At 34.3% G+C, this 16,476-nt stretch carries 14 protein-coding genes; 4 read left to right on the forward strand and 10 right to left on the reverse strand.

Translation table 11 applies throughout. From position 1 onward, the window contains the following. Nucleotides 1–16: 16 nt before the first annotated feature. From RM51_RS02940 to RM51_RS02955, 4 genes are all read right to left on the reverse strand, one after another. A complete protein-coding gene (locus RM51_RS02940) occupies nt 17–904 on the reverse strand; it encodes a carboxypeptidase-like regulatory domain-containing protein (RefSeq protein WP_039364962.1) in 888 nt (295 codons plus the stop codon). A gap of 36 nt (nt 905–940) precedes the next feature. Next, nucleotides 941–1,651: a Dph6-related ATP pyrophosphatase gene (locus RM51_RS02945; protein ID WP_039364964.1), complete on the reverse strand. Its 711-nt coding sequence runs from the start codon at nt 1,649–1,651 to the stop codon at nt 941–943. Continuing rightward, nucleotides 1,648–2,514, reverse strand: a complete 867-nt coding sequence (locus tag RM51_RS02950; RefSeq protein WP_039364966.1) for a peptidase associated/transthyretin-like domain-containing protein — start codon at nt 2,512–2,514, stop codon at nt 1,648–1,650. Before RM51_RS02950 ends, RM51_RS02945 begins: the two co-directional genes overlap by 4 nt. Nucleotides 2,515–2,631: 117 nt before the next feature. After that, nucleotides 2,632–5,979 carry a methylmalonyl-CoA mutase family protein gene (locus RM51_RS02955; protein ID WP_039364968.1) on the reverse strand — a complete coding sequence of 1,116 codons (3,348 nt, stop codon included), beginning with the start codon at nt 5,977–5,979 and terminating at the stop codon, nt 2,632–2,634. A 209-nt stretch (nt 5,980–6,188) separates the two neighbouring features. Between RM51_RS02955 and RM51_RS02960 the strand changes: the two genes are divergently transcribed. Next, nucleotides 6,189–6,521, forward strand: a complete 333-nt coding sequence (locus tag RM51_RS02960) for a hypothetical protein (RefSeq protein WP_039364970.1) — start codon at nt 6,189–6,191, stop codon at nt 6,519–6,521. On the opposite strand, the gene RM51_RS02965 is transcribed toward RM51_RS02960, so the two are convergent. Beyond that, nucleotides 6,518–7,642: a DUF3667 domain-containing protein gene (locus RM51_RS02965; protein WP_039364972.1), complete on the reverse strand. Its 1,125-nt coding sequence runs from the start codon at nt 7,640–7,642 to the stop codon at nt 6,518–6,520. The genes RM51_RS02960 and RM51_RS02965 overlap by 4 nt on opposite strands. A 326-nt stretch (nt 7,643–7,968) precedes the next feature. On the opposite strand from RM51_RS02965, the gene rplM reads away from it, so the two are divergent. From rplM to rpsB, 3 genes are all read left to right on the forward strand, one after another. Continuing rightward, nucleotides 7,969–8,424, forward strand: a complete 456-nt coding sequence (gene rplM, locus RM51_RS02970; RefSeq protein WP_007843275.1) for a 50S ribosomal protein L13 — start codon at nt 7,969–7,971, stop codon at nt 8,422–8,424. Nucleotides 8,425–8,431: 7 nt separating this feature from the next. Next, complete coding sequence (gene rpsI / locus RM51_RS02975) at nt 8,432–8,818, forward strand: 30S ribosomal protein S9 (protein ID WP_039364978.1); 387 nt, start codon at nt 8,432–8,434, stop codon at nt 8,816–8,818. A gap of 182 nt (nt 8,819–9,000) precedes the next feature. After that, the gene (gene rpsB / locus RM51_RS02980) at nt 9,001–9,762 is read left to right on the forward strand and encodes a 30S ribosomal protein S2 (RefSeq protein WP_039364980.1); all 762 of its coding nucleotides are present in this window, start codon (nt 9,001–9,003) and stop codon (nt 9,760–9,762) included. 76 nt (nt 9,763–9,838) lie between these two features. Here the strand turns inward: rpsB and RM51_RS02985 are convergent, their stop codons facing one another. The 5 genes from RM51_RS02985 to RM51_RS03005 all read right to left on the reverse strand — a co-directional run bounded on the left by RM51_RS02985 (nt 9,839) and on the right by RM51_RS03005 (nt 16,325). Then, nucleotides 9,839–10,297 carry a DUF6759 domain-containing protein gene (locus RM51_RS02985; RefSeq protein WP_039364984.1) on the reverse strand — a complete coding sequence of 153 codons (459 nt, stop codon included), beginning with the start codon at nt 10,295–10,297 and terminating at the stop codon, nt 9,839–9,841. Nucleotides 10,298–10,392: 95 nt separating this feature from the next. Further along, complete coding sequence (gene trmB / locus RM51_RS02990) at nt 10,393–11,070, reverse strand: tRNA (guanosine(46)-N7)-methyltransferase TrmB (protein ID WP_039364986.1); 678 nt, start codon at nt 11,068–11,070, stop codon at nt 10,393–10,395. Nucleotides 11,071–11,151: 81 nt separating this feature from the next. Further along, entirely contained in the window at nt 11,152–11,931 is a 780-nt protein-coding gene (locus RM51_RS02995; protein ID WP_039364989.1) for a DUF6759 domain-containing protein, read from the reverse strand. A gap of 115 nt (nt 11,932–12,046) precedes the next feature. After that, entirely contained in the window at nt 12,047–12,835 is a 789-nt protein-coding gene (locus RM51_RS03000; protein ID WP_039364991.1) for a hypothetical protein, read from the reverse strand. 127 nt (nt 12,836–12,962) lie between these two features. Beyond that, nucleotides 12,963–16,325: a T9SS type B sorting domain-containing protein gene (locus RM51_RS03005; RefSeq protein ID WP_228375768.1), complete on the reverse strand. Its 3,363-nt coding sequence runs from the start codon at nt 16,323–16,325 to the stop codon at nt 12,963–12,965. Nucleotides 16,326–16,476 lie beyond the last annotated feature (151 nt).

Below are 16,476 nucleotides of genomic sequence, written 5' to 3' on the forward strand. Positions count from 1 at the left end.
TTATTTTAAGATATTCTTATTTTATAAAAACGATGTAAATGTTATTAATTGTTTCTTTTTGAGTGAAGAATTTTACAAACTCTTTAGGGATGTAATGAACCTCATATTTATTAGGAAATAGAGAGTAGCTTTTATTAAAAAGCTTATAATCAAGTTTTTTTCCTTCTGCAATCACAAGGGATTTTTCTGTGGCTAAAGGTGGACCATAGGTAATTTCACCATACATTTTATCTGAACCATTATAATCTAATTTTATCAGCTGTTTTTTACCAAGGTTTTCAATGGTATAAATAGCTAATTTTTTATCATAGGAATGAATGTCGGGGCTAAATTCCAATAAGCTTTCGTATTTCAGAATGTCTTTCGGTACTTCAAGGTGATAATAACCGTCTTTATCTGTTGTTGTGGTATAAACTTTCAAAACTGTAATAAAACTGACTTCTGCAGGAATCGGTATCCCTTTGTCTGAAGCAATTATTCTTCCTGAAATTACAAAATTGGTATCGTCTTTTTGAGGTTCTTCATCATTGGTTTTTCTCTTTGAATCTGCAGATAGTGTTATTTCTTCCGAATGAATTGCTGTAGTTTGAGCGGGATAAGAACTGATCATACTTGCTGTTAAAGCTAATCCAGCGGCTGCTTTTGAAAAGGTAATTTTTCTTGGAGAACTATTTGCAATTATTCTTTTTTCTTGTAAAGGACGGTTTAATTGATTTTTGAAAAAGATTCCACAGAATTTTTCACCTTTGTTTTCTTGAATAATCTTTAAAATTTCAGCATCCTTTAAGTTTGAGAGATCTAAAACTTTTTTTGAACATAAGTCGCAATGTTTTCCTCCCGGAACATCATGCATATTGTTCAAAGGCTCTTCACAAGGTTTTTCAATTCTCAGATAAGGTCTCATTGTCTTAGTTTAGAATAAAACGAAAGTTTTAAATTATTATTTTGAAATCAAATCGCAAAACCAGAAAACATATTCTCCATTTTCTTCATTGTCATCAGTTTTAGGTTTCGGGTATGTTTTTTTGACTATCTCTCCAATTTCAAATTGAATAGGATTTTTAAAGATCGGGCCATCAAAGGTAAAGGTGTGAAACTCTCCGTTTTCTCCACAAGGATCTACATTTGTTGGTAAATCTTTAATGAAGTCTTTATCAATAATTCTTCCTGCAAAACTTTTATCTAAATATGTTTCGTTCACACAAGTCACAATGGTTTTAAAGCCTAAGTCTAAAAACTCATGGATGAGGTTGGTTGTGTCAATTTTCCATAAAGGGAAAACTCCTTTCATTCCGATGGATTGTAACTGATCTTCTCTATATTTTCTCAAATCTTCTAAAAAAATATCTCCAAAAATAGAATGAGTAACCCCTTGAGATTTTATCTTGCTCACGGTTTTATTCATGATTTCACGATATTCCTCCATCGAAGGTTCTTTCGGAATTTCCATTTTAATTAAAGGAAACCCTAAACTTTCAGCCTGTTTTTCCAATAATGAAACATGAACCCCATGCATAGAGATTCTTTGAAATTCTTGATTAATACTTGTCAGCAAAGAAGTGATTTCAAATTGGTCTTCCTGTAAAGTTTTGTATAATGCAAGTGCAGAATCTTTTCCGCTGCTCCAGTTGAAAATGGCTTTTGGTTTCATTTTGTATAAAATAAATATAAGCCGTCCTCTGAAGCCTCGCTATAAACAGCTTTTGCTGTTTTTCCAGAAAAATGGAAAAAATTAAAATTTCTTTGATCTAGTTCAGATAATTCTTTTTCATCAATTTCTTCACCATCCACTAAAATAGTGGGCTCGAATTTTTTTGATGAAATACCTCCGGTGATGCTAATAAAAGTATTGATTTCATTATTCTTAAAAGAAAATTCTTTTTTCCTTAGTTCATCTTTAGTAAGAATGTATTTTTTATCATTGTAGCCTCCAAAATCAAAGTGGAGTACATTGTTATTTTTTTGAATATAAAAAATGGGAACAATTAATTTGTAGATTCCTTCTTGATTCGTATTAGTTTTAAAAATTTTTCCTTTTGTGATTAAAGTGACCTGAATATTTTGTAGAGGTTTTCCTGTTTCAGAGTTGATTAATTTTCCGGAAATAATGAAATCTTTATCTGATATTTTTTCTTCTTCAGAATTGTTTTCTTTTAGATTTTTATTTTGTGAAATTTCTGTTGAAGGATGTTGAATGGTTACCGCATTGGTTTGGATTCCTGTTAAGCTTGCAGCAATTGTCAATCCCGCAACAAGTCGTGAATAGCCTTTTCTTTTTTCATGATTAATGATGATTCTTTCAGGCCTTGAAAAACTTCTATTTGATTGATGCTGGAAAATTTTTCCACAGATTTTCCCGTTCGATATTTCCAAAAGTTGAAAGATTTCATCATTCGTTTTTTGAGTCAAATCCAATACTTTTTTTGAACACAAATCACAAAATTTTCCTTCAGGAATATTGTGCATGTTGTTCCATTTTTCTTCACAAGGATTTTCTACCTGAAAAATTTTCATCACATTTTTTTATAAAGATAATTAAAAAATAAAACCTCAAAGAAAATTCCATGAGGTTTTAATTTATAATTATTGAACAGTTAGTAGTCAATAATTGTCTGCCCGACACGGGCCGGACTACATATTTCTTCTGTACTTACCGCCTACTTCGAACAAAGCATTGGTAATTTGCCCAAGAGAACAGTATTTTACGGCATCCATCATTACTTCAAATAAATTTTGCTGATTGATGGCAGCGTGTTGTAAAGTTTTCAATGCTTCTTCCGATTTATCGTGATTAGAATTCTGGAAGTTGTGAAGCATTTCGATTTGGAATTGCTTTTCTTCCTCAGTCGAACGGATAACTTCTCCCGGACGAACTGTTGGCGAACCATCTTTTCCTAAGAACGTATTTACTCCGATGATTGGATATTCTCCTGTATGTTTCAACCATTCGTAATGCATCGATTCTTCCTGGATTTTTGAACGTTGATACATCGTTTCCATTGCTCCAAGAACACCACCTCTTTCCGTGATTCTGTCGAATTCTGTATAAACAGCTTCCTCAACTAAATCCGTCAATTCTTCAATAATAAATGAACCTTGAAGTGGATTTTCATTTTTCGCTAGACCTAATTCTTTATTGATAATCAACTGAATTGCCATCGCTCTTCTTACAGACTGCTCGGTCGGAGTTGTAATTGCTTCATCATAAGCATTTGTGTGAAGTGAATTACAGTTATCGTAAATTGCATAAAGCGCTTGAAGAGTAGTTCTGATATCGTTAAAATCAATCTCTTGAGCGTGAAGCGAACGTCCCGAAGTCTGAATGTGGTATTTCAACATCTGGCTTCTTTCGTCAGCTCCGTATTTTAATTTCATTGCTTTTGCCCAGATTCTTCTTGCTACACGCCCGATTACTGAATATTCAGGGTCGATTCCATTGGAGAAGAAGAATGATAAGTTCGGTGCAAAATCATTAATATCCATTCCTCTTGACAAATAATATTCAACATACGTGAAACCATTTGCCAATGTAAATGCTAACTGAGAAACCGGATTTGCTCCCGCTTCTGCAATGTGATACCCAGAAATAGAAACTGAGTAGAAGTTTCTTACTTTTTCTTTGATGAAATATTCCTGAACGTCACCCATTAATCTCAAGGCAAATTCAGTCGAGAAAATACAAGTGTTTTGAGCTTGGTCTTCTTTTAAAATATCAGCCTGAACGGTTCCACGAACGGTTGCAATGGTTTTAGCTTTAATTTCAGCATAAGCTTCTGTAGGAATTACTTCGTCTCCCGTGATTCCTAATAATTTTAAACCTAAACCATTATTAGAAGGAGGTAATTCTCCGTTATATTTTGGTCTTGCTAAACCTTTATCGTCGAATTTTGCTTTTAAAACTTCTTCAACTTTAGATTCTAATTTATGTTCAGCAATATATTTTTCAACATTCTGGTCAATCGCCGCATTCATAAAGAAAGCTAGCAACATTGGAGCTGGACCGTTGATTGTCATTGAAACTGAAGTCAACGCATTTACCAAATCAAAACCTGAGTATAGTTTTTTAGCATCATCTAACGTTGCAATAGAAACTCCAGCATTTCCGATTTTACCATAAATATCCGGTGGTAAAGCAGGGTCTTGTCCGTAAAGAGTCACCGAGTCGAAAGCGGTAGATAAACGTTTTGCAGGCATTTCTGCAGAAACATAGTGGAATCTTCTGTTGGTTCTTTCAGGACCTCCTTCTCCGGCGAACATTCTCGTTGGATCTTCTCCGGTTCTTTTGAAAGGATAAATTCCTGCTGTGTAAGGAAATCCTCCCGGAAGATTTTCCTGACCTTTCCATTTAATCAAATCACCCCAATCATTGTATTTTGGTAAAGCGATTTTTGGAATTCTTAAATGGGATAAAGATTCTGTTGAGGTTTCCACTTTAATTTCTTTTCCTCTTACAAAGTAAGAATAAAACTCTTCGTGAAACGCCTTTTTCGTATCATCCCAAGTTTTTAGGAAGTCGATATTTTCCTGTTGAAGTTCTTTTTCTGCCTTTTGATATTCAGCATCTAAAGCTTCATTAGAAATAATATTTTTAACACCTTCAATATGATACATTGTTCTCGCAAGCTCAGCTTGTTTTTCAATGTTTGCATCATATTGTTTGTTGTTTTCAACAATTTCAGAAAGATAACGAACTCTTTTCGGAGGGATAATTGTTACTTCGTCTGTAATTTCCTGTTCAACAAAACCTTGTAGATTTAAATCAGCAAATTTATCGTTTACTTTAGAAACCAATCTGTTGTACAATTCTGTTGTTCCATGGTCATTGAACTGAGATGCTTTTGTTGCATAAACAGGCATTTCATCCAGTTGCTGTTCCCATAATAAATGGTTTCTCTGGAACTGCTTTCTAACCGCTTGAAGTGCATCAAGAGCACCTCTTTTGTCGGATTTATTTAAAGCAACCAAATCTGCATAATCTAGCATGTCGATTTTTTCCAACTGTGTTGAAGCTCCATATTCAGGAGTCATTACGTACATTGAAACATCTGCAAAATCAGAAACCTCTGAACCGGATTGTCCGATACCTGAAGTTTCAAGGATAATTACGTCTGGATGAGCTAATTTCAAAACATTCAAAGCAGAATGAATGAACGGAGAAACAGAAACGTTGTTCTCTCTTGTTGCCATCGAACGCATATAAACTCTTGGATCATTGATCGCATTCATACGAATTCTGTCACCCAAAAGTGCGCCTCCTGTTTTCTTTTTAGAAGGGTCGATGGAGATGATCGCAATTTTTTTATCGGGGTTTGAACGGATAAAACGTCTTACCAATTCGTCTGTTAATGAAGATTTTCCGGCTCCTCCGGTACCTGTAATACCAATGATTGGAATGTTTAGATCTTTTGATTTCTCGTCAATCGCTTGAACTAATTCTGGTTTTTCTTCTGAGAAGTTTTCTACCGCAGAAATAATTTTTGCAATACTTGTAGAATTTTCAAAACTGATAGAATCTAAATCACTTGCTTCTACTTCTTCTCCTGTCGCGAAGTCTGATCTTTTCACCAAATCATCGATCATTCCTTGTAAACCAAGTTCACGACCGTCATCCGGAGAATAAATTCTATCGATTCCGTATGACATGATATCTTCGATTTCTTCAGGCAGGATTACACCGCCACCGCCACCAAAGATTTTGATTTGTGGAGAGTTTTTTTCTCTTAAAAGATCGTAGATGTATTTAAAATATTCGTTGTGCCCCCCTTGATAAGAAGTTAAGGCAATCGCATTGGCATCTTCCTGAATAGCTGTATTTACAACTTCCTCTGCAGATTTGTCGTGTCCAAGGTGAATGACTTCACATCCTGTTCCCTGAATGACACGGCGCATAATATTAATAGCAGCATCATGACCATCGAATAACGATGCAGCAGTCACGATTCTTACTTTATTGGTTGGAGTATATTTTTGGGTTTCCATAAAAAATCTAGAAAATTTCTGAATTCCCAAATATAATAATAAAATAGTAACCGCTTATTTTAGTTTAAATTATTGATATTAAAATTGTTGTGTTGGTTTTGTTAATTAAATGTTTACCCACGGAACAAACATTCGTTTAGAAATGAACGTGTATTCATTTTTAAATTCTCAAATTAATTTCTCTACTTTTGCACCATATTATATAAGGTATGAAAAAAGCATTGCTGTATTTTGCGTTGGGAACTGTTTTGAGTTTTTTAATTAACTATTTCTTTTACAGTTCAGAAAACCTTGGTCTTGATATTTATTATGCTTTGGCTTTCGGTATTGCATGGGGAATTGCCTATTATCTGGATACTCCAAATTTTACTTTGCCAAAAAAGTTGGGACTTTCTTTTTTAGCAATGGCAGTGTTGGTATTTGTCGGAGCTTTACTATTTAACCTTGAATTGGCGATTCCTTCTATCCTTAAATTTTCTACTGTATTTGTAGCGTATTATTTAATTGCGAGTTTCAGAGCAAATAAAACACTTCGTGATTAATGCATCATCATAAAACTTGCATACATTAGTAGTAATCCCATAAAGATTATTCCTATAAAATTGATCATAAATAAGAAGATTCCTTTGAAAATACTCATTGTCCTGGAGCTTTCATAGACTCTGTGATGGGCTATAAAGAAATAGATAGACATATAAATAATAGATGCCGTATTTACAAGGATGATTAATAAACTTAAGGCACTATAATCTGGTAAAAGATCTGTGATTCTATCAAAAAATATTAAAATAAGGGTTCCTAATAATAGGAATGAAAAATAGTGGAGGGTGAAAATTCCATGATCAAAATACCACCATTTCTTTTTATTGTGAAAGAGCCAAAGGAAGAAAGCGAAAACCGGAAGGTAAATGAATAATGCCTTCGGAAGGGTGTGGATCAAAGTTTCCTTAAACTTGTCCATAATAAGATCTTTCTTTAACCCCTGATCCTGCATATGAAAAATCTTTTTGGCAAAAGGCTTCATGAAGGTATAGACCGCATAATTTTTTTTGTCATTTAAATGCAGAGAATCAAATTGCTTCATATTTAGTGCTCCAAGAACACTTATTCTGCCGTCTTTAGTTTCTCCTAAAGCGTCTGTATCAATATCGTTTCCGTTCACTTCTGTTACTTTAACATCTTTTAGAGTTTGCTTTGATTGGAGTGAATCTTTATTGAGGTGCTCTTTAGTAAGATGTTGTTTTAAGCTGTCCGTAATTTTTGCAAACTGTTCTTCTTTGGCTTTTTCTTTTTCAATTTCCTTCGCAACCTGTGTTTTTTTATCATGTTCGCCTGATTCTTCTTCTGAACTGGAAATTAGAGGAGGAAGAAAAAAAGTAATGAAACTTATGAAGATATAAAGTTTTACAGGGGCAACATACAATTGTCTTTTCCCTGCGAGATATTCTTTCGTTAATTTTCCGGGACGGAATAATAAATACTTTATGGTTTTCCAAAACTCGCCGTCATAGTGAGTAAAATCCTCAATGAAGTGCGTGAAAAGATAATGGAACGGCTGTTTAGGTTCTATATTTTCCTGCCCACAATGAGGGCAGTATCTTTCTTCAACGGAATGTCCGCAGTTAAGGCACGTTTTATCTTCTCTTGTTTTTCCGTGGCTCATAGCATATTAGTGTTTAGCACAAATATAATTAATTATATAGATAAAATAATTATATCGACAATTTTTTGATTGAATGTTTAAATAAAATTAATAAATAGAAGGTAATAAATGTTGAATATTTAAAAGTTTTTTGTTTTTACAATTTTTTAAAATGTTAAAGTCGGATGAATGAAGAGAGTCAATTTTATTGAATGAGTCTATCAAATCGGAGAAGTCAAACACATAATCAATAGATTAAATAAAATATGTTTTTGCATTCCGAAAATAATTTGTACCTTTGCACACCCTTTTAGGGGGAAATTATGTTTAATCTTTAACTAAAACGTGTGAATACATTAAGTTACAAAACTGTTTCAGCGAACAAAGCTACTGCTAATAAAGAATGGGTTGTGGTAGACGCTGAAGGACAACCGTTAGGAAGACTAGCTTCTACGGTTGCAAAGATTTTGAGAGGTAAGCACAAAACGAATTATACACCTCACGTAGATTGTGGTGATAATGTAATCGTTTTGAATGCTGGGAAAGTTACTCTTTCTGGAAACAAGTGGAACGATAAGACTTATATCTGGCATACAGGTTACCCTGGAGGACAGAAGTCTATGACTGCGGCTGAACTTCAAAAGAAAGATTCTTTAAAAGTATTAGAAAAGTCTGTAAAAGGTATGTTGCCTAAAAACAGATTAGGATCTGCTTTATTAAAGAACCTTTATTTATATGAAGGAACTGAGCACAAACATGAAGCTCAACAGCCTAAAACAATTAATGTTAACGAATTTAAATAATTAATTTATGTCTATAGTTCACAAAATCGGAAGAAGAAAAACTTCTGTAGCTAGAGTTTATGTAAAGCCAGGAACTGGTGTTATTACAGTAAACGGTAAAGATGCTGCAACTTATTTCTCTACAGACGTGATGGTTTACAAATTGAACCAACCGTTTATCCTTTCTGAAACTGTTGGTCAGTACGATGTTACTGTAAACGTTTTCGGTGGTGGAAATACTGGTCAGGCAGAAGCTATCAGATTAGGTATTTCAAGAGCTTTATGCGAAATCAATGCTGAATTCAGATTAGCTTTGAAACCAGCTGGTTTACTTACAAGAGACGCAAGAATGGTGGAAAGAAAGAAGCCAGGTCAGAAAAAAGCAAGAAAGAGATTCCAATTCTCAAAACGTTAATTTTCAGACTTCAGATATTGGATCTCAGATACTGGAATTTTTTCAATCTGTTATCTTCTATCTAAATCTATTTATCAAAACAAAAAAATTGCCCGTTACGTTTAGCATCCAAACGCTTCTCCCATCTAAAGAAGTTGTTGATTGTTTAAAAAGCGGAAAGTAAACTAACAAAAACAGAAAACATGGCAAAAGCAAATGTAAAAGACCTTCTAGAGGCTGGTGTACACTTCGGTCACATGACTAGAAAGTGGAATCCAAATATGGCTCCATACATTTTTATGGAGAAAAATGGTATTCACATTGTAGACTTACATAAAACAGCAGTTAAATTGGATGAAGCTTGTGGAGCTTTAGAAAAATTAACTTCTGCAGGTAAAAAAGTTCTTTTCGTAGCTACTAAGAAGCAAGCGAAAGAGGTTGTTGCAAAACACGCTTCAGAACTTAATATGCCTTATATTACAGAAAGATGGCCAGGAGGTATGTTAACAAACTTTGTTACTATCAGAAAGGCTGTAAAGAAAATGAACTCTATCGACAAAATGAAAAAAGACGGTACGTTCGAAACTTTATCTAAAAAAGAAAGATTACAAGTAGACAGACAAAGAGCTAACTTAGAGAAAAACTTAGGTTCTATCTCTGACATGGTTCGTCTTCCTTCTGCAATCTTCGTTGTAGATATCTTGAGAGAGCACATCGCTGTAACTGAAGCTAAGAAATTAGGTATTCCAGTTTTCGGTATTGTTGATACAAACTCTGACCCAAGAAAAGTTGACTTCGTTATCCCAGGAAACGATGATGCTTCTAAATCTATCGATATGATCTTGAGCATTGTTTCAGAATCTATCAAAGAAGGTCAGTCTCAAAGAAAAGCTGATAAAGAAAAATCTAAAGAAGAAGGAGAAGTAGTATCTGCTGATAAAGATGCTGATTTCGATGCTGAATAATTAAAGATTTATCTTTAAAATATAAAAATCCGTTAAGTTCATTCTTAACGGATTTTTTATTTGATGAAGTTTTATATTAATTGGAAAGAGTGATGCTATAAGATGACGAAATAAATTGAGTTTTTTTATAGACCGAATTACAAACCATTCCGGATAGATTATAATTCTGATTTTTAAGAACCATCGCATATCCGATCTTTCCGGCACCAATCGGAATCTTTTTTGAATAATTCTTCCCACTAATCGTCAAAACCATATTGCAACGAGACTTATTGGTGACCGTAATCGATGTTTTAGGGTTATTTGATCTGTCATTGAATAGATCGGTTAAAACATCAGCTGTTTCGGGTTTATAGGTCTTTATTAAGGCGTTGTATTCCTGTTCTGTTTGTGATGTTGATGGTGTTATAGATATAGTAGGAGAGATTCGAGGCTGTACCTTTTTAGGAGTAGAGGAAGAGCTGGTCTTGTAATTCGTATTACAACTGATTAAAAGAAAAGAAATAAGTGTTCCAAAAACTATTTTCTCTTTCATAGAATATATTTTAATTGGTAAATGAAATGTTATTATAAATAAATCGATACATCACTTATATAAACGAAAAAAGGTAAGAAAACTTACCTTTTATATTAGTTTATTCTGAACTTTATGTATGTAATTGTTTTCCCTTTTGCAGAAAATAACTCTTCATAATAGGTTCTGATGTCTCTTAAATGTGGAGTGTCAGGATCATATTCAGGAGCTCCGTAAATATCATGATGTGCTGTGATGATTTCATAGCCTGCTCCTTGTAAATACCCTAATGTATACCCATGTAAAAACTCAGAATCCGTTTTTAGGTGAACAATTCCACCGGGTTTTAGAAACTTTTTATATCTGTCTAAGAAATCTGGATGGGTTAGTCTATGCTTTGTACGTCTGTATTTGATCTGAGGATCCGGGAAAGTAATCCAAATTTCATCTACTTCATTTTCGGCAAAAAAGTGGTCTACAAGTTCAATCTGGCTTCTTAGGAAAGCAACATTATTCATGTTATTTTCAACCGCTTCTTTAGCTCCGAACCAGAATCTTGCTCCTTTAATATCTATTCCGATAAAGTTTTTTTCTGGGAATGTTTTGGCAAGACCTACAGAATATTCTCCTTTTCCGCACCCCAATTCTAAAACGATTGGATGATCGTTTTTGAAGAAATCTTTTCTCCAGTTTCCTTTTAGCTTAAAACCATTGAGAGCTTCTTCTCTTGTTGGCTGAACTACATTTGGTAATATTTTGTTTTCAGTGAACCTTGCTAATTTATTCTTGCCCATAATCTTTTAAAATCGGACAAAAGTATGAAAAAAATACCTGATTTTTTGTTTTTTGCAATGATTTTGAGATGATTTCTTATCTTATTTAGGATTGCTTAAGGCTACCATAATTGGTTTTTGAACCGTTTTTTGAGATGCATATTGAGCCCCACAAACGATACTGGTAAACAAATAATTTCCTTTTTCAATTACAATAGAGTTGTCAGCATGAGCGGGAATAGCAAGACGGTATTTGGTATTTCCCACACCTTCCATTCTTACGATAATGTTACAGTCAGAATTATTTTCGATCATCACAATGCATTCTTTGGCATTAGGATCATTATCAAATAATGAGTTTAATATTTTTACGGTTTTATTTTTGTGCTCAACCGGATTGCTTGCCATAAGCATATTAAATTCATCCGCCTCAGTATTTACAATGGCAGCTTTTGTTGCGGTAGCCGGAGTGTTGACAACATACACATTTTGAGAGGTACTTGGAGTGTATTTTATAGATGTTACTCCAGAATTGAGTTCTGATCTATATCTTGCGATTTGCTTTTCACGTATTTTGGCATTCATTTCGTCAAAAGTAATCTTGGTAGAAGGTCGTCTTTTTAAAAGAGCAAGGTTTTCCTGCATACTTTTTACTTTTGGGTCTCCCGGAGCTGCATTTTGGATATATTCCTTCATCAGCTGCATGACTCTTGGTTTTATTACAGAACGACGAGGCTCATCAGGATGGGCATCTCTCAAGAAAGCATTGAGCTCATAGATGTTTTTACTTTTTAAGATATTACTATAATCCTTGTCTTTCCCGCCTTGTGCTGAAAGATTGATACATAATACTGTACTCAATAAAAAAAGTAAATTCTTCATTAAAATATATGCTTTTAAACTTGTGATAGTGTCTCGTTAATAATTAAACAGGTGATAAAATTATAAATATTTTAAAAAAGATTCCTCATTTCTAAAAGGGAAATTTAAAAACTTTTTATTTTGCGACCTCCTGAAGATGCGAACTCTTAAGTCTTTTTTGATAAATCGGAAGGTATTTTTCGATCGGTATTTTGATCGCTTCAAAGTTTCCTGCTAATACATAAGCCTCTATATTTTCTGATGTATATACGAACTGTAAGAAATTATCAATTAAGTTCTCAGGAATTTTAAATTTTGTAAAATAGTCTTTCCCTAAATAATTTTTTATTTGAGTAATAGAAGAATTCATTCTTTCATATGCTAAATAACGCTGTTTCTTCTTACGCTCGCCTGAAAGAATATCATAGATACTTTCTAGGCTGAAGGTAAGTCCACCGTCTCTCAATCCTGCAACCGGAAGCTCAGGAGGAGTCCCGTCTCCTTTAGGAATAGGTAAGCCAATCATCTTTTTTAGCGCAAGGCCTTTATCTTCTTTTCTGATTGAATTGACATCGTATCTAAGATTACCTGTAGGTTTGAACCTGCTGATCCATACTTCCTGAATATCGTAATAAGCTATTTTAAGTTCAATTAAGTTTTTACCACCCAACATTTGCTGAGTGATTTTGAAATCTTTTCTTTCGGTAATGATTGAAGTGAAACGAACAACATCCCCCAATTTTGCTTCGAGATTGAAATTACCATTATAATTGGTAAGTACCGTTTTTTGTGTGGTAAGGTTGGTTACATACACTTGATTAAGATACAAGATAGAATTGTCTCTTAAAAAAACTTCACCAGAGAAAATTTGGGCATTGATTTTAGCTATAAAAATCAATAAAATTAAAGTAATTAGTTTCTTCATATAATTTGGCAAAATTACATAGAAATACTCCAATTTCTTACTTAATAGGCAGCAAAAACAGGTTAAAGTATATTAAACTTTATTGTAAAATTGTTAATGACTGTTATAAATATGCTTTTTATACTTTTTATCTGTGTTTTACCAAAAGCCAGCTTGTATATTTTACGGTAGTAGGTGTTATTCCGGATTCTATCCAACTGATGAAATACCAGTAGGTTGCTGTTGGTACATTTCTGCCTCCCATTGTTCCGTCCCAAGTATAATTATTGGTTGGTGTTCCTCTGAAAACTTCAGCACCATATCGGTCGAAAATTCTGAATTCAAAATTGGTTTTATCGGCAAGTCCGGAATAGTTAATCTGATCATTATGGCCATCTCCACTTGGAGTAATGGTATTTACGAGTTTTACAACCACGAAAGGTTTCTCCACCATTTGACAGTTTTTAGAATCTCTTACATATACAACGTAAGAACCTCTTGCCACATTATAGAAAACATTTGAACTCTGCCAGTTGATTCCATCCAAAGAATATTGGTAAGGAGGGAAACCTCCGCCTACATTTACCGTTACCGTTGTTCCATTGATATCGATGGAAAGAATAGCAGGAAGCTGTGCTTCAATAACGTTTACATATTGCTTGTAAACACAACCGTTGTAGGTAAGATCTACCCAATAATTTCCGATAGGAACATTCGTGATAGAAGATGTTGTTGCTCCTGTACTCCAAACATAGGATTCAAAACCTGAACCTGCGTCCAAAATAGTCGTAGTTTTTGCACAGATTGTTTGATCTAATAAAATATCAGATTTTTTAGGAGTTTTAATAGTAAGAATTATTCTTCCGATCGTAGGGCAGATTCCATTTTTTTCAAATCTTATGTAGATCGTCTGAGTTCCTGAAAGAGTTAATGTACTGTTGATTGGTGTTGTACCATTTTGTGCATCCAGTAAACTGCTATGGAAAGTATACGTAACACCCGGATCAGTTGTAAATTGAGGAATAAAAGGGAGTAAGTTAATCTGCTTATTTCCATCTAAGTCTTCGTCACAAATACTTGTTGTAACACGGTCAGTCAATAATTGAATTTGCTGTCCGATAGAGAAATTTAGCGGTTGTATTACAGCCGCACATCCGTCCGGTGAATCTACGCGAATGTAAATGGTAGTCGTTGTTGTATAGCTCCAGTTGTTAGGAAGCGTATTGGTATTTCCTGCATTAGCATCCGTAATATTTGCATAATATCTTACATTGGTAAAATAAGTCGGATTATTAAGGACAATTGGAGTGATGTTTAAAAGGTTTACTATAACGGTTCCGTCAAAATTATCATCACAAAATACCCCTGAATAATTAGAAGTTACGATAGCCAGATTATAAAGGTTTAGTGTAATTTGTGCAATACTTTTACATCCAAGATTATTTTTTACAACAGCGTATACAATTGTTCCGCTGGTTGCTGAGTAATTGGTCGGAGAGGCGATAAGTGCCCCCGGATTTTCAGTTTGTGCATCTGCTAAAGTCGGATAATAAGTGATGGTAATAGGAGAGTTATTACTTACATTGGCAGAAGTAAGGTTGAAAGTACCTTGATTATTGCTTACATTACAAGCCGAAAGAGTAACATTATTTGTGTTAAGTGCTTCTAGATTTACGGTTACGACTACAGTTTCACAATCCGGAAAAACGGTGTCGTTTCCACAGAATGTATAAGTGAACGTATCTGTACCTGTTGTTCCGGGATTCGTAACAGTATAGGTAATAACTCCTGTTGTAGCATTAATCGTTGCTGTACCAAGGGTAGGTTGTGTTACTATTGATACTGTAGAAGGAACCGGCGTTTGTGTAGAAGTTGTGAATGCTGGAGTAATTGTTTTAGTATTACAAACAGTGTAAATAGCAGTACTTTGCTTCGTACAGTTTAAAATCTTTATTTCATTGGAAATAAGCGGAGCGCAACTTCCCATTGTTACCGAACATGTATAAAAACCAGCCTGAGTAGGATTGTATGTCGAACTTGTAGCTCCTGTAATAATAGCTCCATTTCTATACCATTGATAGCTGTCGTAGATTAGTGGGTCAATCGTAAGTTGGATACCCGGAGCGCAGCCTGCTCCTGATTGTAAAATGAGGGGTTGTGTGGGAAATCCGGCAAAAAAGCCACCATATCCTACGGCATCACTTCCTGCGTTGATTCCTGCAGTAATTGCTTTATTTGAAATAACGGTTATTGTCCCTGCTGTATTCGGGATTCCATAGGTTACCCAGTTGTTGGTTCCGGTCATATCAAAAGGTCCTGTACTTGCAAGAGGAGTATTTCCATTTACTGTTACGACAGCACCTTTTTGGGTAATAAGATTTAATTTGGTCGGAATGTTTAAAATACCGGTTGGATTATTATTAGAAAGAACGAAGTTTTCATCGATAAGACCAAGTTCGTTGATTTGCTTAGGTAAATAACAATTTAAAGCCGGGATGAAATTAAAACCACCTGTTGCAACCTCCGTTCCTGCCGCTGAATTTCCGGCAAGCATCTGATAAACGTATGCATTTTTTGTGGTTCTTAAATATAAATTGTAGTGATTGTTTCCCTGCGAAATATATTTGGTGTCTGGAACTACATAATATTGACCTGTATTTAATGTAGCAATAGGAGGGATTTCATTGTTCACATAAATTTGTGTATTGTCTTCCGTAGCTATTACGAGAGCTGTTTCCATATTGGACCCGATACTTCCATTTCCTTTTACTAAGGCAAATTCGGTTCCTAGTCTTTCAACAGGTACAGCCTGATCCATCAAAATATCTGAACTTGTAGGGTTGTTTCCTGCATACTGTCCATTAAAATTACCATTAGTTACATTAATGGCTTTGTTAGCCACAATCTTTGCTCCTATAAATCCATCAAAATTACCTGTGAGATCACCTTTACCTTCAATGATATAAGATTGTCCTTTATTTAAAGTAAATGTTAATGTTGGATTGGTAACCCCTGTTGTTCCATTGGAAAATTGGACAGTAGATTTATATCCAGAGACGGTAACTGTAGTATTGTTTTCTGTTGCCAGAATACTTGTCATGAAGTTCAGGATATCATTGCTTACCGTAATAGGAGCATTGGCAGCATAAAAAGTTTTTCCGGTAGACGGTATTCCTTTTGATGTGATGATTTCAGCGTGGTTGAAAACCGAAAACCTAAGGTTAGCGTAAAAAGGAAAATCAGCTTTTAGATAAAGACCTTTTGTAGTGGGTACAAAAAGATCGGTTTGTAAAGTGGTGATAATATAGTCTCTTAGAACATCAAATTTCTGCGGACTATTTTTACTAATTGTTACAGTACCAATTAAAATATTATTATTGTAGATGCTTACTGGGAACGGAGTGGTACGACTGGTTGATAAATACAGTTTTTGGAAAGGATTTGGGTTTCCTGTTCTATCCATCATTGGAGCAAACCAATGCTCTCTGTCAAACTGTGCAAAAGTTGACATGGAAATGAAAAATATAAATAAAAAAGATAGAATTTTTCTCATTCAGGAATAGCTTTTGTCACAAATTTAATAATAAAAAGTAGTATTAAGTTGAAAAAGCAATAAAAAAACCACGATTTTAAAATCGTGGTTTTTAATAAATTTAGTATGA

The sequence above is a fragment of the Chryseobacterium taiwanense genome, from assembly GCF_000813825.1.
Classification (GTDB): Bacteria; Bacteroidota; Bacteroidia; order Flavobacteriales; family Weeksellaceae; genus Chryseobacterium; species Chryseobacterium taiwanense.